Annotated in this window: 16 protein-coding genes, 3 tRNA genes, 1 pseudogene and 1 other annotated feature (1 of these 21 only partly in view); of the genes and pseudogenes, 17 read left to right on the top strand and 3 right to left on the bottom strand. The window is 40.4% G+C overall.

Annotation, left to right across the window (positions count from 1 at the left end; translation table 11 throughout):
- Positions 1-63: 63 nt before the first annotated feature.
- A complete protein-coding gene (plsY, locus tag BN1356_RS04140; RefSeq protein WP_093650152.1) occupies positions 64-705 on the bottom strand; it encodes a glycerol-3-phosphate 1-O-acyltransferase PlsY in 642 nt (213 codons plus the stop codon).
- A gap of 188 nt (positions 706-893) precedes the next feature.
- Between plsY and parE the strand changes: the two genes are divergently transcribed.
- The 11 genes from parE to BN1356_RS04085 all read left to right on the top strand — a co-directional run bounded on the left by parE (position 894) and on the right by BN1356_RS04085 (position 12,169).
- Positions 894-2,849 carry a DNA topoisomerase IV subunit B gene (parE, locus tag BN1356_RS04135; protein WP_093650151.1) on the top strand — a complete coding sequence of 652 codons (1,956 nt, stop codon included), beginning with the start codon at positions 894-896 and terminating at the stop codon, positions 2,847-2,849.
- Positions 2,850-2,863: 14 nt separating this feature from the next.
- A complete protein-coding gene (locus tag BN1356_RS04130) occupies positions 2,864-3,286 on the top strand; it encodes a YkvA family protein (protein WP_093650150.1) in 423 nt (140 codons plus the stop codon).
- Between the two features lie 325 nt (positions 3,287-3,611).
- Entirely contained in the window at positions 3,612-6,065 is a 2,454-nt protein-coding gene (gene parC, locus BN1356_RS04125) for a DNA topoisomerase IV subunit A (protein WP_093650149.1), read from the top strand.
- A gap of 204 nt (positions 6,066-6,269) precedes the next feature.
- The gene (locus BN1356_RS04120; RefSeq protein WP_093650148.1) at positions 6,270-7,334 is read left to right on the top strand and encodes a hypothetical protein; all 1,065 of its coding nucleotides are present in this window, start codon (positions 6,270-6,272) and stop codon (positions 7,332-7,334) included.
- Positions 7,335-7,432: 98 nt separating this feature from the next.
- A complete protein-coding gene (locus BN1356_RS04115; protein WP_093650147.1) occupies positions 7,433-8,455 on the top strand; it encodes a branched-chain amino acid aminotransferase in 1,023 nt (340 codons plus the stop codon).
- 170 nt (positions 8,456-8,625) lie between these two features.
- On the top strand, positions 8,626-9,885 hold the full coding sequence (locus BN1356_RS04110) for a transposase (RefSeq protein ID WP_093650146.1): 1,260 nt from the start codon (positions 8,626-8,628) through the stop codon (positions 9,883-9,885).
- Positions 9,886-10,109: 224 nt separating this feature from the next.
- A complete protein-coding gene (locus BN1356_RS04105; protein ID WP_093650145.1) occupies positions 10,110-10,343 on the top strand; it encodes a DUF2969 domain-containing protein in 234 nt (77 codons plus the stop codon).
- Between the two features lie 52 nt (positions 10,344-10,395).
- Positions 10,396-10,476 (top strand) — tRNA-Tyr (locus BN1356_RS04100).
- A gap of 139 nt (positions 10,477-10,615) precedes the next feature.
- Positions 10,616-10,687 (top strand) — tRNA-Gln (locus BN1356_RS04095).
- A gap of 120 nt (positions 10,688-10,807) precedes the next feature.
- Complete coding sequence (gene rpsA, locus BN1356_RS04090) at positions 10,808-12,019, top strand: 30S ribosomal protein S1 (protein ID WP_093650144.1); 1,212 nt, start codon at positions 10,808-10,810, stop codon at positions 12,017-12,019.
- Between the two features lie 78 nt (positions 12,020-12,097).
- Positions 12,098-12,169, top strand: a tRNA-Arg gene (locus BN1356_RS04085).
- A gap of 135 nt (positions 12,170-12,304) precedes the next feature.
- Here BN1356_RS04085 and BN1356_RS04080 read toward each other — a convergent pair.
- Together BN1356_RS04080 and BN1356_RS12440 are read right to left on the bottom strand one after the other, a co-directional pair.
- A pseudogene (locus tag BN1356_RS04080) lies at positions 12,305-12,760 on the bottom strand (transposase); the annotation flags it as partial.
- Entirely contained in the window at positions 12,682-12,882 is a 201-nt protein-coding gene (locus tag BN1356_RS12440; RefSeq protein WP_141651823.1) for a hypothetical protein, read from the bottom strand. The gene BN1356_RS12440 and the pseudogene BN1356_RS04080, both read right to left, overlap by 79 nt.
- 102 nt (positions 12,883-12,984) lie before the next feature.
- Here BN1356_RS12440 and BN1356_RS04075 point away from each other — a divergent pair, with 102 nt between their 5' ends.
- The 6 genes from BN1356_RS04075 to BN1356_RS04050 all read left to right on the top strand — a co-directional run bounded on the left by BN1356_RS04075 (position 12,985) and on the right by BN1356_RS04050 (position 19,031).
- Complete coding sequence (locus tag BN1356_RS04075; RefSeq protein WP_245620309.1) at positions 12,985-13,965, top strand: threonine aldolase family protein; 981 nt, start codon at positions 12,985-12,987, stop codon at positions 13,963-13,965.
- A gap of 107 nt (positions 13,966-14,072) precedes the next feature.
- Positions 14,073-15,215, top strand: a complete 1,143-nt coding sequence (locus BN1356_RS04070) for a cysteine desulfurase family protein (protein WP_093650143.1) — start codon at positions 14,073-14,075, stop codon at positions 15,213-15,215.
- Positions 15,216-15,217: 2 nt separating this feature from the next.
- A complete protein-coding gene (locus BN1356_RS04065) occupies positions 15,218-15,625 on the top strand; it encodes a hypothetical protein (RefSeq protein ID WP_093650142.1) in 408 nt (135 codons plus the stop codon).
- A 54-nt stretch (positions 15,626-15,679) separates the two neighbouring features.
- A complete protein-coding gene (thiI, locus tag BN1356_RS04060; RefSeq protein ID WP_093650141.1) occupies positions 15,680-16,897 on the top strand; it encodes a tRNA uracil 4-sulfurtransferase ThiI in 1,218 nt (405 codons plus the stop codon).
- Positions 16,898-16,953: 56 nt separating this feature from the next.
- On the top strand, positions 16,954-18,486 hold the full coding sequence (locus BN1356_RS04055; protein WP_093650140.1) for an AMP-binding protein: 1,533 nt from the start codon (positions 16,954-16,956) through the stop codon (positions 18,484-18,486).
- A gap of 5 nt (positions 18,487-18,491) precedes the next feature.
- Positions 18,492-19,031, top strand: a complete 540-nt coding sequence (locus BN1356_RS04050; protein ID WP_093650139.1) for a GNAT family N-acetyltransferase — start codon at positions 18,492-18,494, stop codon at positions 19,029-19,031.
- A gap of 66 nt (positions 19,032-19,097) precedes the next feature.
- Positions 19,098-19,125: a sequence feature (ribosomal protein L21 leader region), on the top strand (it continues 46 nt past the right edge of the window).

Raw genomic sequence — 19,125 nt, 5'->3', positions numbered from 1 at the left:
CTAAGCCATTTTTGGTTATTATGATTTAAATAGAAAGTCTAAATTTTGAGTTTACCCAGCCTCTTATTTTTTGATTTGTTGGGTAATATTTAAGCCGAAAGGCACCAAGTTTTCTCTCTTTTCTTGAATGCGTTTAATATTATCCTTATGTCGGACAATAACAAAGCAGCCTAAGAAGAGGATGACCAAGGTGAAAATCAAGTCATATTTGGGAAGAATAAAATGAACGGCTGGAAAAAGAATGACGGTCAAAATAGCGAAAGTCGCTGCCACAACGCTGGACAAAGAAACAATGGATGTTAGAAAAAGCGTTGTAGAAAAGACGACAAGGAGGAAAAGCCCGTATACTGGAGAAAAACTCATCAGCATGCCTGCTGAAGTTGCGACTGCTTTACCACCCTTAAATTCAGCAAAAATAGGAAAGGTATGGCCCAAAACAGCAAATAAACCGAAGACAATGGGCGATAAGCCATGGACATGAAAAATCATGGGCAACCAAACGGCTAAGCTTCCCTTGAAGAAATCCATTAGAAAGACGATGCATCCGGCTTTAGGACCCAATATTCGAAAAGTATTGGTCGTTCCAGTATTACCAGATCCGTATTCGCGTAGATTTTTCTTGAAGAAAATTTGACCAATCCAAAGGCCAGATGGGATGGATCCCAGTAAATAAGCAATCATTAAAAATAAAATAGTCACTATCATTCTCCTATTATACCATAGAGACACAGTAAAATATCGCAAGTTCTTACTAAAATTTCATCAACTATTGATACAGCGGATAGGAGAAGCAAGAGGATTGATATTTTGAAAATAAGGCAATAAACGTTTAAATATAGCACCTTTTCCGTTTTTTTGGTAAGATAGTAAGGATGAAAAATTTGGAGGATAGAATGTCCAAAAAAGAAATAAATATAAACAATTACAATGATGATGCCATTCAGGTTTTGGAAGGTCTCGATGCTGTTCGCAAACGTCCAGGCATGTACATCGGATCTACCGATGGTACAGGACTTCACCATCTGGTATGGGAAATTGTCGACAATGCAGTTGATGAGGCCTTGTCTGGTTTTGGCGATCGAATTGACGTGACCATCAACAAGGATGGCAGTATGACTGTTGCTGACCATGGTCGCGGAATGCCCGTTGGGAAGCACGCTATGGGAATCCCAACCGTTGAAGTTATCTTTACCATTCTCCACGCGGGTGGTAAGTTTGGTCAAGGAGGGTACAAGACATCTGGTGGTCTTCACGGGGTGGGGTCTTCCGTAGTGAACGCCCTGTCTAGCTGGTTAGAAGTGGAAATTACCCGTGACGGAACGGTTTATAAGCAACGCTTTGAAAATGGTGGCAAACCGGCGACAGGTCTGAAGAAAGTTGGTACGGCACCTAAGTCTAAATCTGGGACAAAAGTGACCTTCATGCCAGATGATAGCATCTTTTCGACAACGGACTTTAAATTCAATACCATCTCAGAACGCCTCAAAGAATCTGCTTTCTTGCTGAAAAATGTGACCATGTCCTTGACGGATAACCGTCCAGATGAAGTTCTTAAGGAAGAATTCCATTATGAAAATGGAGTTCAGGATTTTGTTGAATATTTGAATGAAGACAAGGAAACCTTGACCCCAGTCATTTTCTTTGCTGGTGAAGACCAAGGATTTCAAGTAGAGGTCGCCCTCCAGTATAATGATGGTTTCTCAGATAATATCCTCTCCTTTGTCAATAATGTCCGTACTAAAGACGGGGGAACTCATGAGACCGGATTGAAAGCAGCCATCACTAAGTCTATGAATGATTTTGCACGAAAGACGGGCTTGCTTAAGGAAAAAGATAAGAATCTAGAAGGTTCTGATTACCGTGAAGGTCTGTCTGCTATTATTTCTCTCTTAGTGCCTGAAGCGCATCTGCAGTTTGAAGGGCAAACCAAGGACAAGTTGGGGTCACCTTTAGCTCGACCAATTGTGGATGGCATTGTATCAGAAAAACTGACCTATTTCCTTTTGGAAAATGGAGAAATCGCCTCTAACTTGATTCGTAAGGCTATTAAGGCGCGTGATGCGCGTGAGGCAGCCCGTAAGGCGCGTGATGAATCTCGCAATGGCAAGAAGAACAAGAAGGACAAGGGACTATTGTCAGGGAAATTGACGCCAGCTCAGTCCAAAAATCCTCAGAAAAATGAACTCTATCTAGTCGAGGGAGATTCTGCCGGTGGTTCAGCCAAACAAGGTCGTGATCGGAAATTCCAAGCCATTTTGCCACTTCGAGGTAAGGTCCTTAATACTGCCAAAGCTAAGATGGCTGATATCATGAAGAATGAAGAAATCAACACTATGATTTATACCATTGGAGCAGGAGTTGGAGCTGACTTTAATGTGGAAGATTCCAACTATGACAAGGTTATCATCATGACCGATGCGGATACTGACGGTGCCCATATCCAAACCTTGATTTTGACTTTCTTCTATCGATATATGCGTCCACTCGTTGAATCTGGTCATGTCTATATTGCCCTACCTCCTCTTTACAAGATGTCAAAAGGAAAAGGCAAATCAGAAAAGATTGCCTATGCCTGGTCAGATGGTGAATTGGAAGACCTGCGTAAGGAATTTGGCAAAGGATCTCTCCTCCAACGCTACAAGGGTCTGGGTGAGATGAATGCTGACCAACTTTGGGAAACTACCATGAATCCAGAAACCCGTACGCTCATCCGAGTCACTATTGAAGACTTGGCCCGCGCCGAACGCCGCGTCAATGTCCTCATGGGCGACAAGGTCGAACCCCGCCGTAAGTGGATTGAAGACAATGTTAAGTTTACGCTTGAGGAAAATACTGCTTTCAGCAAATAAAAAGAGGTACTACTATGTTTATTAAATGTATCATTGACAAGGCTCAGGCTAAAAAATTATTAAAAGGGCAGTACAATGCCTCTCGTCAGACAATTGAAAGTCCTGATAAACTGGAAAAATTGCTTCAAGCCATTGAAAGAAAGTTAAAAATAGTTCCTTTCGTTGGGAAAAAAATAAGTAAAATGGCAGTGATGATTTCCTTGGTCAAAGCCTATGTTGAGGGCCGTTATAGAGAAATACCAATTGGGTCATTAATTGCAATCGTTGCTGCCTTGATTTATTTTTTAACACCGGTCGATATGATGCCGGATATTATTCCAAGTTTCGGCTTTCTTGATGATGCCGCAGTTGTTTCAGCTGCTCTCTTGATGGTTCAATCTGATATTGATGACTACATCGCGTGGCGAAAAGGTCAACCAAAAAAGAGTGATCAGTAAACATGGATATTGGGGAAAGTCTAATTAAAGAGATTTCTCTGATAATTAGAAAAAAGATAAAGACTTCCTCTTTTCATTTTGTCGCTAGCAGTAAAGCCAAAAATCCTTCACATTATACGAAAGGAATTAAACCCGGCCAGGGTCTGGGTTTAAGATAATTACCCCCTTTTCATCTTAAACGAAAGGAAAGTTCATTCCATATTGGGATTGAACAAGGGACCAATTTCCTGGTAAAAAGATAAATCTTTCCTAGATGCAAGCATCTTCGTCAGATTTCCTATTTTTCTACAGAAATTTTCACAAATGAAACGTCCCTTTGTATCTTATGAATAACATTCAAAACATGTCCCTTGAGGACATCATGGGAGAGCGTTTTGGTCGCTACTCCAAATACATTATTCAGGAGCGTGCGCTTCCTGATATTCGTGATGGCTTAAAGCCTGTACAGCGCCGTATTCTTTATTCCATGAATAAGGATGGCAATACCTTTGAAAAAGGATTCCGTAAATCGGCCAAGTCGGTCGGAAACGTCATGGGTAATTTTCACCCACACGGGGATTCTTCTATTTATGATGCCATGGTCCGTATGTCTCAGGACTGGAAAAACCGTGAAACCTTGATTGAGATGCACGGTAATAATGGTTCTATGGATGGGGATCCGGCGGCCGCTATGCGTTATACGGAAGCTCGTCTTTCTGAAATCGCTGGTTTCCTCTTGCAAGACATCGAGAAAAATACGGTGCCCTTTGCCTGGAACTTTGACGATACAGAAAAAGAACCAACCGTCTTGCCGGCTGCCTTTCCAAACCTTTTGGTCAATGGTGCGACAGGGATCTCAGCTGGTTATGCGACAGACATTCCGCCGCATAACTTATCTGAAGTCATCGATGCCGTTGTCTACATGATTGACCATCCGTCTGCTAAGTTGGACAAACTCATGGAGTTCTTGCCGGGACCCGATTTTCCAACAGGTGCCATCATTCAAGGCCGCGATGAGATTCGCAAGGCCTATGAAACAGGTAAAGGCCGCGTGGTTGTTCGTTCACGGACAGCAATCGAAGACCTCAAGGGTGGCAAAAAACAGATTATTGTGACTGAAATTCCTTACGAGGTCAATAAGGCTGTACTGGTTAAGAAAATCGACGATGTTCGTGTCAACAACAAGGTTCCAGGCATCGCAGAAGTGCGTGATGAATCGGACCGTGATGGACTACGCATTGCTATTGAGTTGAAGAAGGATGCGGATGAACAAACCATCCTCAATTACCTCTTTAAGTATACTGATTTACAGGTCAATTATAACTTCAACATGGTGGCCATCGACAACTATACGCCGCGTCAAATCGGTATTATTCCGATGCTGACAAGCTATATTGCCCACCGTAAGGATATTATCATCGGTCGTTCTAAGTTCGACAAAGAGAAGGCTGAAAAACGCCTCCACATCGTGGAAGGCTTGATTCGAGTGATTTCCATCTTAGATGAAGTCATCGCCCTCATCCGAGCTTCAGAGAACAAATCGGATGCCAAGGAAAACCTAAAAATCAGTTACGATTTCTCAGAAGAACAAGCAGAAGCCATTGTTACCTTGCAACTCTATCGTTTGACCAATACAGATATCGTGACCTTGCAGAATGAAGAAGCTGGACTGCGCGAGTTGATTGCAACCTTGGCAGCCATTATCGGAGATGAGCGGACCATGTATAATGTCATGAAAAAGGAACTTCGTGATGTTAAGAAGAAATTTGCCAATCCCCGTCTCAGTGAGTTGCAAGATCAGGCGGAGACCATCGAAATTGATACAGCAAGCCTGATTGCAGAAGAAGAAACCTTTGTCAGCATTACTCGTGGTGGTTATATCAAACGGACCAGTCCTCGTTCGTTTAATTCATCAGCAATGGAAGAAATGGGTAAGCGGGATGAAGATGAATTGATTTTCCTGGAGAAAGTCAAGACAACCCAGCATTTGCTGATTTTTACCAACTTTGGAAATGTCATCTATCGACCAATCCATGAATTGACAGACATTCGTTGGAAAGATATTGGTGAGCATTTGTCACAAACCATCACCACTTATGGCAATGAAGAACAAGTTCTTTATGCTGAAATTGTCGATGACTTTGGAGCTCAAACCTACTTTGCGGTGACGAAATTGGGTCAAATCAAGCGATTCGAGCGCAAGGAATTTGCCCCATGGCGGACCTACAAGTCTAAGTCGCTCAAGTTTGCTAAGTTGAAAAATGAAGCAGATTCCATTGTAACCGTTTCGCCAATTCTGATGGATGATGTTATCTTAGTAACGCATAATGGGTATGCACTGCATTTTTCTATCGAAGAAGTGCCTGTTATCGGTGCTAAGGCGGCGGGTGTGAAAGCCATCAACCTCAAAGGTGATGATGTGGTGGCAAGTGCCTTTATTGCAAATACGAAGTCTATGTATGTCTTGACGCAACGTGGTAGTCTCAAACGCATGTCTATCAACGATATTCCATTGACCAAGCGCGCTGGACGCGGTTTGCAGGTTCTCCGTGAACTCAAGGCTAAACCACACCGTGTCTTCCTTGCAGGACCTGTCTTTGCGGAAAATGGCGGAGCAGAATTGGATCTCTTTGCCACAGAAGTTGAAGAGAGACAGCAAATCCTCCAAGTACAAAGTCAAACAGGACAAGTTGAAGAAGTTAATTTAACCAATCTCAACCTGTCAGAAAGAACCAGCAACGGAAGCTTTATATCAGATACTATTTCCGATCAAGGTGTCTTTGCTGCAAAAGTGAAATAAAGATTAAAAGCCTTACTTTTGTTTGGCTTTTAATTTTTTAGATTGGTGTAACAGGCAGGATATCGGAAAAATAGTTTACGACCATATGTGTCAGAAGAACTTTATTTCCCACCAAATCGTTTTAAGCTTTATATTTTGATATACTAATGATAGTAACTCTATTCAGGTTCTGTGTATTATGAATTGTTGAGATTGGAGAATGATATGAAAAAGTTTGTGGTAATGGTGAGTCTTCTCCTTGGAGTTGGTCTCCTTGGTTTTTATGGTTTGGAGTTATTTAATGGCACATCTTATAAAGAAGAAAATGGGACCAATACCAATGCAGCCAGTAATCAACTGGATGAATTTTATCAGGAATTAAAAGAGTATTATCCAGATCTATATGAGAAAGTTCCCTCTGAAAAAAGTCAAACTTATATTGTGCCTGGTTTAGTTCAAACCAATACGATTCAAGCGAAAGGTGAGGATAAGGGGAGTGTTGACCAAGCAGAGGATATGACACCTCAAGGGCTCAGTTTTGTTGAAGACTATGTTCTTATTTCAGCCTATAGCAATAGCTATTCTCATGACTCTGTTCTTTGGATTTTAGATAGAGAAACGGGCGATTATTTAAAAACAATTGTATTGCCGACAACCAGTCACGTTGGTGGATTAGCATATGATAGCCAACACAAGAGACTTTGGATAACGACGACAGATGAGGATAAAAATTCTCAAATTTCTTCTTTAGAATTATCTACAATACAAAAAGAAGATTTTAGTCAATCTAAAAAAGCAGTCTCATTTAGCCAGCAGTACAAATTAGCAAAAATTGAAAAAGCCTCTTTTATGACCTACTTAGATGGGCACCTCTTCATTGGTTATTTTGATAAAAATGACAAGGGATATATGACTCTATTTTCACTTGACGAGAATGGTCTCCTTTACCAAAAATCTCCTAATAGTGATAGTTATTCCCCGATGAAAGTCATTGAAATTCCTCAGCAAATACAAGGTGTTGCCATCGTGGGTAAAGAAATTATTTTATCACAATCATACGGAGATAAGGATTCGAAACTTTTATTTTTTGCCTTTCCAGGTATAGAAAAACTGGAGGACTTAGATCAATCAACGAATCTTTTAAAAGAAGTGACAGCACCACCCTATATGCAACAACTTATTTCTGAAAATCATTATCTTTATCTCTTGTTTGAATCCTCATCCATTAAATATCGATTAAATCCGACTGTAACCTCTATGGATCGAGTGATTAAGATTAAACTTGATTGAGTTGGATAAGATAGGTAAAAATATTAAATTGTCAGAATATTCCTTGATTTTTTTGCCAAAAAGGGTTACAATAGTCACAAATTAAAAGGAGTTACGTTATGACAGTTGAACTTGATTGGGCAAACCTCGGCTTTTCCTATATGAAATTACCGTATCGCTATATTGCTTATTATAAAAATGGTCAATGGCAGGATAGTGGCTTGACAGAAGATGCAACCCTACATCTTTCAGAGAGTTCACCGGCTCTTCATTATGGTCAACAGGCATTTGAAGGTTTAAAAGCCTATCGAACCAAGTCAGGTTCAATCCAACTCTTTCGTCCGGATCAAAACGCTGAGCGTCTGCAAAGGACGGCAGATCGCCTACTCATGCCACAAGTCCCAACTCATATGTTTGTGGATGCGTGTAAGCAAGTTACCAAAGCAAATAAAGATTATGTACCACCCTATGGCACGGGAGGAACCCTTTATTTGCGACCTCTCTTGATAGGTGTGGGTGATATTATTGGTGTTAGTCCTGCCCAAGAGTACATCTTTACAGTCTTTGCCATGCCAGTTGGTAATTATTTCAAAGGTGGTTTAGCTCCGACGAATTTCCTCATTCAAGATGAATATGATCGAGCTGCGCCTCACGGGACTGGGGCTGCCAAAGTTGGCGGTAACTATGCTGCCAGCCTGCTACCAGGTAAAAAAGCAAAAAATACTGGCTTCTCAGATGTGATTTACCTGGATCCTGCAACCCATACTAAAATAGAAGAAGTAGGTTCAGCAAACTTCTTTGGAATTACGGCTGATAATGAATTTATCACGCCAATAAGCCCATCCATTCTTCCATCCATCACCAAATATTCCTTGCTTTATTTAGCTGAAAAACGCCTAGGTTTAACAGCTATTGAAGGAGATGTTTATGTCAATGATTTGGATAAGTTTGTGGAGGCCGGAGCTTGTGGTACAGCAGCGGTTATCTCACCAATCGGTGGTGTTCAAAACGGAGAAGACTTCCATGTCTTTTATAGTGAAACTGAGGTAGGCCCTATCACAGAAAAATTATATAAGGAATTAACAGGTATCCAATTCGGAGATATAGAAGCACCAGAAGGCTGGATTGTGACAGTAGATTAAGTTGAAGAGAATCATTCCCCTTTTTCTTGAACTTAGATTTATCAAGGTTTAAGGATCACCTAAAAAGAAAAATCGCCACGGTCTGTAGCGATTTTTCCCTTTGTGAGCCATCATTCAACGTCAAAGCGTTATAATAGTAGTGCAAACTATAGCTATTAGCGAGGTCTCACATGAAAATTATAACACAACTCAACCTCTTTGAGGACCATGAAATGGGCGATCTAGAAAAAATTTTGACTGTTCTGGATGGTTTGCCAGAAACCAACCTCTTCCAGTGTCTGGAAGAAAGACGTCGTCATGGACGTCGAGATTACAGTGTTCAATCTTACTTCATCGCCTACGTGTCTAAATTTATTTTACAGCTGGAAACCGACCAACAATTGATACGGCATCTGAATATGAATAGTCAGCTTCGACAAATATGTGGATTTGAAACGCACGGTGTCAAATTAAAGAACGGAACAAGGAAACTGGTTCACGCTCCCTCCAAATCGGCCTTTTCACGTTTTATTCAAGATTTGGTAGAACTCTGTCCCGATATTGAGTACTGGGTTCAGTCAGGAGTTTCAGGCCTCTATGAGCTCCTTCCTGATTTTGGTAAGGAACTGGCTTTAGATGGGAAACTAATTGAAAGTTATGCGACTCCTTATGGTCAGAAAAAGAAAAAAGATAAGCGATCTGATCTGGATGCCGATTTCACTTGTAAAGAAAGACATGGTAAAAATGGGTACGTGAAAAAAGAAAATTACTATGGATTTCGCTGTCATCTCATCGTGGATGCCCATTACGAACTCCCGATTACCTGGGAAGTGACACCTGCTTCAAAGGGGGAACAGACTGTCGCTAAGAAGATGATTAGTCACCTAAGTGAGAAAGTTTTAGACAGAGCTCAGTATCTGATGGCAGATCGCGGTTACAGCGGTGAACCGCTTCAACACCTCTTAGAGGATGCGGATATTCTCCCTATTATTGATGCACCTCATCGATGGAAAGAGGAGGAAACACGACAATATTTAGATACTGATATTGTCTATAACCAGTCAGGTCAAGTCTTCTGGGTAGATGATCAATGTGAAGAAATAGAGTTATTGTATAAAGGTTATGATAAATCCTGTGATAGTCTGCGTTATGGCTTTCACCCACAATACCAAGATGATCGGATTTTTCGCTTGAAAAGGAGTTTTGAACCCATTATTTTTAACAAAGTTGGACGAGCTAGTCAGAAATTTAAGCGACAGTACAAGAAGAGAACTTCTGTGGAGCGGGTCAACGGAAGATTGGACAGGGATTTTCGTTTTGAGAATCATACCATTCGAGGCCTGAAGAAGATGAGGTTAGCTATCAGTATGAGTTTTCTTGTCATAATTGGCTTTGCCCTGGCAAAGTTGAAGACTGGAAACCAAGCGCATCTGGCGAGTTGGGTTGTTTAAAAAATCCCTCCACTTACAAGGGCCAAGTGCGCCCTTTTTTCAAGATTAGCTTTGAAATGACTAGTCAAGGTTAGAAAAATACCATTCTGCGGACAAGTTCACTCTCCATTCTTTTTAAAAATATACGAAATTATGAGAAAAAGGCAACAAGGGGAATGGTTCGAAGAGGCTTGCACTTGCAAGCTTTTTCATTTTTAGGTAAAATGAGTAAAGTGAGGTAAATTATGAGAAAAAAAGATAAAAAGATTGAAATTCAAATCGAAGACAGCAAAGTTGAAGTGAACGGTCAAAAATATGATGGTTATCAACTTTCCATTGGAAAAAAAATGATTGGTGAAATCGCAGAACTGGCTGAAAATAATTTTGCAGTTCTAAAAAATGGAAATGCCGAAAGTTTTTATAAGACTTTAGAAAAAGCTGTCGGAAATATTATTGAAAATTACAATTTAAGCCATTAAAACACTTGTTTTAGTCAGTATTTTATGATAGAATAGTGGCTGTTAGTGTTGCGGAAAGATAGCGAAGAGGCTAAACGCGGCGGACTGTAAATCCGCTCCTTCGGGTTCGGGGGTTCGAATCCCTCTCTTTCCATTTCTAAGATACTAAGGGCGTCCAAACACACAGTGAAAATAGGAAGTTGACAGCAAATCCTGATTTGCTAGGAAACTTATCGTTTTTACCTAGCGTTTAGCTAGAGTTCAATTTTGAAATTATCTTGGAATAAACACCATGGGGTATAGCCAAGCGGTAAGGCAAGGGACTTTGACTCCCTCATGCGTTGGTTCGAATCCAGCTACCCCAGTCAAGGTATTAGAGTTCCCCTCTAATTCGTCAAAGAAGCTAAATATTGTTGTCCTTGCGTGTGCCTTAAATAAAATATATTTTATGTTAAGTCGGGAGACTTGATTGTCGGAGGTTTTTAATGAACGAATTTGAAGATTTGTTGAACAGTGTAAATGAGGTTACACCTGGTGATGTGGTAACTGCAGAAGTATTGACAGTGGATGCTGGTCAAGCTAACGTAGCGATCGCTGGAACTGGTGTTGAGGGTGTCTTGACTCTTCGTGAGTTGACAAACGACCGCAACGCTGATATCAATGAACTTGTTAAAGTTGGCGAAACGCTTGAATTACTTGTGCTTCGTCAAGTTGTTGGTAAGGATACAGACACTGTTACCTATCTTGTATCTAAAAAACGTTTGGAAGCACGCAAAGCTTGGGACAAACTTGTAGGCCGTGAAGGCGAAGTAGTAACTGTTAAAGTTACTCGTGCTGTTAAAGGTGGTCTTTCTGTTGAATTTGAAGGGCTTCGTGGATTTATCCCAGCTTCAATGATCGACAGCCGTTTTACTCGTAACACTGAACGTTTCGTAGGTCAAGAGTTTGATGCTAAGATCAAAGAAGTTGATCCAGCTGAAAATCGCTTTATCCTTTCACGTCGTGATGTTGTTGAAGAATCAGCTGCAGCAGCTCGTCAAGAAGTATTTGGTAAATTATCTGTTGGTGAAGTGGTAACTGGTAAAGTTGCACGCATTACTAGCTTCGGTGCCTTTATCGACCTTGGTGGTGTGGATGGTTTGGTTCATTTGACTGAATTGTCGCATGAACGCAATGTTTCACCAAAATCAGTTGTTTCTGTAGGTGAAGAAGTTGAAGTGAAAGTATTGGCTATCGACGAAGTTGAAGGTCGTGTATCCCTTTCTCTTAAAGCAACTCAACCTGGACCATGGGATGGTGTTGAACAAAAACTTGCTGCTGGCGATGTTATCGAAGGCAAAGTGAAACGTTTGACTGATTTCGGTGCTTTCGTTGAAGTATTGCCAGGTATTGATGGTTTGGTTCACATCTCACAAATTTCACACAAACGTGTTGAAAATCCAAAAGATGCTTTGACTGTTGGCCAAGAAGTAACTGTTAAAGTACTTGAAGTGAATGCAGCTGATGAGCGTGTATCCCTTTCAATCAAAGCTTTGGAAGAGCGTCCAGCTCGTGAAGAAGGTTCTGCTGAAGAAGGCGAAAAACGTCAATCACGTCCAGCTCGTCGTCCTAAACGTGAAGCAAAACGTGATTTCGAATTACCAGAAACACAAACTGGTTTCTCTATGGCTGACTTGTTCGGCGATATCGAACTTTAAAAAAGAAAAGAAGGGCTGGATTTAACTCCCAGCCTTTCCCATTGATTGGTAGTTGGCACTATCTCAGCTACCAATTATCCGTCCTTAGTGTAATGGATATCACGTAAGATTCCGGTTCTTGAGATGGGGGTTCGATTCCCTCAGGACGGATTCGTTCATTAAAGAAGACAGAAGGGGTGATAACCTTTTCTGTTTTTTTGCAAATTCTAGAGGAGTAGAGTCTATGTTACATTTTGAAAATGATTATAACAGGCTCTTTGTCAACTGTAGTGGGTTGCTGAAAAGTCATAACCTGGAGAGGACCAACTTGGTTCTCTTCTTTTTGATGTTCAAAGCGATGAGAATTCTTAATTTAAAGTTGTCAAAGTTCCGGAAACCAAAGGCATTACGCTTAATGACTTTGATGAGGTTGTTAGTAGCGTCTAGTTTGGCGTTTGAATAGGGGAGTTCTAATGCGTTAATGATCTTGTCCTTATCCTTCAAAAAGGTTTTAAAAATAGTTTGAAAGATGGGATTTACGCTGGGAAGCAGCTCCTCAATGAGGTCAAAGAAATGTTCAGCTTGCTTCTTTTGAAAATGAAAAAGCAATAGTTGGTAAAGTTCATAGTGTTCTCGAAGTTCCTGCGAGTAAGAAAGTAGTTTTTTAAGAATCTCTTTGTTGGTTAAATGCATCCGAAAAGTAGGGCGATAAAAGCGTTTATCGCTGAGTTTACGGCTATCCTGTTGAATGAGTTTCCAGCGTCCACATAATCTGAAATGGTGATATTAGGGTCTTTTATTCCAAGTAAGTTTGTGATAAAATCAAATTGTTCCATATGAGTCTTTCTAAAATGATGGTTTTGTCGCTTTTCATTATAGGTCATATGGGACTTTTTGTATACACTCAAAAAGGCTCCATAACCTCCATAGTGGTCTTACCCACTACAGAAATTATAGAGCCTTATAACAAAGGAGCGCATCCTGACCTGATTGAAGCATTAATTGTATCAAACGAAGAGGGACTTTCAGGTTATGGAAGTGATCGCTATACCCAATCCGCTATTGAAAAAATTCGTCAGGCAACAGCTTGTCCCCATGCTCAAGTCACTTTCTTGGCTGGTGGTACTCAGACCAATCAGGTGGTCATTGATGCCCTTCTTCAATCCTATGAAGGTGTCATTGCCGCAGAAACTGGTCATATTGCTAGTCATGAAGCAGGTGCCATTGAGTACTCAGGGCACAAGGTATTGACCTTGCCCCATCATGAAGGCAAACTAAAAGCTGCAGAAGTCAAGAACTATATTGAAACTTTCTTTGCGGATGCTAACCATGAACATATGGTTTTTCCAGGGATGGTCTATATTTCTCATCCAACCGAATATGGTACTCTTTATACAAAAGAAGAACTAACTCAACTGTCAACAATCTGTCATCAGTACTCCATTCCTCTCTTTCTTGATGGGGCCCGTTTGGGTTACGCTTTGGCAGCAGAAACGGATTTGGATTTACCAACGATTGCTGGATTGACGGATGTTTTCTATATCGGTGGGACTAAGTTGGGCGCTTTGATTGGAGAAGCAGTCGTTTTTACTAAGAAAAATCAGCCAAGGAACTTTGTAACTATCGTCAAACAGCACGGAGCTCTTTTGGCTAAGGGTCGTGTTGTCGGCGTTCAGTTCGATCGTTTCTTTACAAATAATCTTTATTTTGATTTAGGAAAGAAAGCTATTGGGATGGCCACTCAATTAAAAGATATATTAAAAGAGAAAGGTTATCGCTTTTTCTTGGAATCTCCGACCAATCAACAGTTTATCGTGCTGGAGAATCGTCAACTAGAACGATTGGCCCAAGCTGGTTTGGTTTACAGTTTTTGGGAAAAATTTGATCAGGATCACACTGTTATTCGCTTAGCGACTTCCTGGTCAACTAGTCAAGAAGATTTGGATGCCTTGAGGCAGCTATTGTAAGAGCAGGTTTGCCTGCTTTTTGCTTTTGTAAGAATGTTCTTAAAGTATTGGAATTCAGGTGTAAAAAGTGATAAAATAGGGCTATTGCAGATAATTAGGAAGAAAAAATGATATATTTTGATAATGCAGCGACAACTCAGGTTTATCCTGACGTTTTAAAAACCTATACAGAAGTTGCAACAAAGATTTGGGGAAATCCCTCTAGTTTACACAATTTGGGCAGTCAAGCGAGCCGTGTTTTAGAAGCATCTAGAAAGCAGATTGCTGATTTGTTAGGAAAAAAATCATCGGAAATCTTTTTTACATCTGGTGGAACAGAAGGCGATAACTGGGTCATCAAGGGCCTTGCCTTTGAACGAGCTCGTCTGGGCAAACACATCATCGTCTCTTCTATTGAACATCCAGCTGTTAAGGAATCCGCACTTTGGTTAAAAACTCAAGGGTTTGAGATTGATTTAGCACCAGTCACCAAAGAAGGTTTTTTAGATCTAGCGAAAATGGCGGAACTGATTCGTCCAGATACCATCTTGATTTCTGTTATGGCTGCCAACAATGAGATTGGATCAATACAACCAATCAAGGCTATCTCTGATTTGCTAGCGGATAAGCCAACGATTAGCTTACATGTTGATGCAGTTCAAGCCATTGGTAAAATGCCCTTATCAGACTTTTTGACGGATCGTGTCGACTTTGCGACTTTTTCGGGTCATAAGTTTCATTCTGTTCGAGGGGTCGGTTTTATCTATGCTAAAGAAGGCAAGAAAATCAGTCCTCTCTTGACAGGTGGTGGTCAGGAATCAGATAAACGCTCAACAACAGAGAATGTGGCTGGAATTGCTGCCACTGCAAAAGCCCTCCGCTTGGCTTTGAATCAGTTCGAAGCTGGTCAAAGTCGTCTTCTTGCTATGAAGCAGGTTATTGCTGATGAATTAAGTCAATATTCTGATGTTGTCATTTTTTCTCAAAAGAGTAACTTCTTACCCAATATTTTGACTTTTGGAATTAAAAATATTAGGGGAGAAGTGACGGTTCATGCCTTTGAAAAACACCAAATTTACATTTCAACGACATCGGCCTGCTCCTCAAAAGCTGGTAAGGCTGCAGGAACCCTTATTGCTATGGGGGTTTCTCAGAAAATAGCTCAGACTGCAGTTCGCATTAGTCTAGATGAAGAGAATGATATGAGTGAAGTTGAGCAATTTTTGACTATTTTTAAACAGGTCTACGCTCAAACACAGAAGGTGAGATAATCATGACTGAATCTTGGGAAGATTTGAATAGAAATCTATTGGATAGTTTGAAGTTAGAGTATGAAGGTGAATACGAGGATTGTGAATTCGGTTTTTATGCTACTAATTTGCCTGTTTCTAGAAAAGCAGATTATTATTTAAGCTATCTCGATGGCTGCGTATTCATGGATTTCGGTAAAGATGAGCAAGGAAAAATATATTTAATTCGTATATCATTTGATGGCCATGGCTGTTGTCATCTATCAAACGGTGAGAAAAAAACTTTGGATTCGTCAGAGTCAATTGAGTTTACTGACTTAATCTTGAAATCTGAAATTGATAATACGAAGATGTATCAACTTGTCAAAAGATTGATTGATTTAAACCGAGATGAAATTAGGCAGGATGCATTAGAAGAATACAGTTTATGAAGAGGTTATGGAATCAGCTTCATGAGTTGATAGTAAAGAAAGAAGAGAAGAAAATTGAACTATTCAGAAATTATGATTCGCTATGGCGAATTGTCTACCAAGGGAAAAAATCGCTGGCAGTTTATTAATAAACTACGAAGAAATGTGCAAGAGGCTCTGTCTATTTATCCCCAAATTACAACTTACTTCGATCGTGACCGTGGGCATGTATACTTGAATGGCGCTGACTACCAAGCTGTTGCCGAGTCCCTAAAGAAAGTTTTTGGTATTCAAAATTTTGCTCCCTCTTATAAAATTGACAAGTCTGTTCCTGCTTTGAAAGAAGCAGTCCAGTTGATTATGAAAAATATCTATCAGGATGGCATGACCTTTAAGATAGCTGCTAGACGGAGTGATCATAGTTTTGAACTGGATAGTCGTGACCTCAATCAGACTTTGGGAGACGCTGTTTTTGATGTGATTCCAACTGTTCGAGTTCAAATGAAAAAACCAGACATTGCATTGCGTGTGGAAATCCGTACAGATGCTGCCTATATTTCCCATGAAGAAATTCGGGGTGCTGGCGGTCTGCCAGTGGGTACCGCAGGAAAAGGGATGCTCATGCTCTCTGGTGGAATTGATTCACCTGTAGCAGGCTATTTGGCTCTCAAACGTGGTGTGGATATTGAAGCCGTACACTTTGCTAGCCCTCCTTACACTAGTCCAGGTTCCCTTAAAAAAGCTCAGGATTTGACCCGTAAACTGACGGCTTTTGGAGGAAACATTACTTTTATTGAAGTTCCCTTTACAGAGATTCAAGAAGAGATTAAAAATAAGACACCTGAAGCCTACCTTATGACCTTGACGCGGCGTTTTATGATGCGCATTACAGATCGTATCAGAGAAGTTCGCAATGCTTTGATCATTATCAATGGTGAAAGTCTCGGTCAGGTTGCTAGTCAAACTTTGGAATCCATGCAGGCTATCAATGCGGTTACCCATACACCAGTTATTCGTCCAGTTGTGACTATGGATAAACTGGAAATCATCGATATTGCTGAGAAGATCGATACCTTCGAGATTTCAATCCAACCTTTTGAAGATTGTTGTACGATTTTTGCTCCAGACCGTCCAAAGACCAATCCAAAAATTAAAAATGTAGAGCAATATGAAGCCCGATTGGATGTAGAAGGTTTGGTTGAACGTGCAGTAGCCGGTATCATGTTGACCACCATCACACCGAAAGAAGAGGTTTTAGATCAAGTTGATAGCTTGATTGAGGACTTACTCTAATCGTTAGTATATTAGCTCAGATTCACCTCATTTGCTATCATAAAGGAGTTTTTATCATGACAGAATTGTTTCCCTATCGTACTCTCAATCTCTACCAAAACTACAAAGAAGCTTCTGAACGATTTCCAGATTGCCAGATTATTTTTGATAAAGAATTGCTGGCCTTTCCAGAATTAGGAACAGAAACAACCTATCAAGCTAGTCATGAGGCCATCGTCAAGCGAGCTGGGCAGTTGGCTTCTCTTGGACTTGCAAAAGGAGATAAGGTTATCATCTTTAAAAGTCAGGCCTTTGATACCTATATGTTAGCTGTAGCGGCTACCTTTTTGGGCGCAGTTCCTGTCATGGTATCCTTTCATTTTCCTTCGGAAGTCATCAGAGTCTTTGCTGAGCGTTTGGAAAATCCCTTTATTATCTATGATGAGGCTACAAAAGCAGTTGTCGATGCAGTTGATACCATTGATGAAAATCATAAAATTGAAGTTTCGAAATTGCTGGCTGCTCCGTCCGATTTTGTGGAATCTACATCCCTTCCGGAAGATCAAATTGCCTATATTACACATACATCCGGTACGACTGGTATTCCGAAGTTGATTTGTCATTCTGCCCAGACCATGGGGTGGAGAACCAAGTATCAAAAAGAAATCTTTCATTATATGCCTGAGAGAAGAATAGTTGGCTTCCATATCTCACCAGTTCATTCCCGCTTTAACATTGGTATTTCTTCCCTCATGCTTTTGGGCTTCCCTTTCATTCCCCTATCTACTGCTAAGACAGAAGTGGTTGAAAAAATGTTCTTGCGTCACCAACCTCAAGCAGTTGAAACGCATCCAAATCATTTTGTACAGTGGTCTGACTTGGCTAGAAAAAATCCTGCTGTTTTTGCTAAAACCAATTATTACCATTCAACTTTTGATGCCATCAATAATGCTACTATGCTAGCTTTTCTTGAAGCTTCTGAGAACGAAAATGCCATTTTCTTGCAGATCTATGGTCAGAGTGAATGTGGACCGATGATTTTAAAAGCGCATACCAGAAAGAGCCTTCCAAACTCCAATGCACGTGATATGGGGGTCGATTTTAGAGATTTGACCAAGGCCCGCATTGCTGATGAAAAAGGCAATCCTCTAGCTGTTGGTCAAGATGGACATATCCATCTCCATTCAAAAGGTCGGGCTTTGACATACTTTAAGGAAGACCAACGTTTTCAAGAAAATGTCTATGGTGAGTGGTGGGATTCAGGTGATTATGGTTGCATAGATGAAGAAGGTCACCTCTATTTAAAAGATCGTCAGGTTGATTTGATTGAAACCATCCAAAGCAATCTGGCCTTAGAAGATATGCTGTTGGATCAGCTGACTTTCTTGGCAGAAGTGGTATTGGTCCGGGATCCTCAAGGCAAACCACAACCCTTTGTTGCGACAAAATTAGATTGTCAAATGGATATGGAAGCTTGGTGGGACGCTGTTTCTAATCTTCCCTATCTCAATGCGCCGATCATCATGGATTACGAGGAGATTCCGCGTACGGCAACTATGAAAGTACAACGATTAGAATTAGAAAGAAGATTAATGAAAGAGAATAAGTAGTAAATATGAAAATTCAGAAAATATCCATCCTATCTCCCCACTATAAAAAAGTTAAGAAACTATATGAAGACTCGTTTCCAGCAGTAGAGAGGATTTCATGGACTTGGATGCTGATCATGGCATTCTTTGGTCGTTCTGATTTTTTAGCTTATTTTGATAAGGGAACCTTTGCCGGTTTTTCCTACTCCTTAAAATCAAAGCATGTCTACTACCTACTCTTTTTAGCTGTTCCAAGCAATGCTCATTCAAGAGGATATGGTGGAAAAATTCTGAAAGCAGTGGCAAAGCAAGCCAAGGATAGACCCATTTTCTTAGTGATAGAACCATTAGACAAAAATGCCGAAAACTATAAGTTACGCTTAAAACGATTGGCATTTTATGAAAAAAATGGCTATACTTTAACAGATTACCTTTATTTTGAAAATGAAGAAGTCTATCAAGTTCTTACGAATAAGAATGAAGATCGGATTCAAGAATTTGAAAAACTTGGCAAGTATATTGAATGGTCAGGGATGAAAATTCGTCTCTTAAAAGCAAAAAATTAAAGAAAATTGATAGTTTATTCTTGAAAAAAATTTACAAGAGTGATAATATAGTAATGTTGACTATGCACACCTGTGCAACCGCACGACCATCGTT

The sequence above is a fragment of the Streptococcus varani genome, assembly GCF_001375655.1.
Classification (GTDB): Bacteria; Bacillota; Bacilli; order Lactobacillales; family Streptococcaceae; genus Streptococcus; species Streptococcus varani.
Note: the sequence above shows the minus strand (reverse complement) of the source record. Positions and strands in the feature narration are given on the sequence as shown.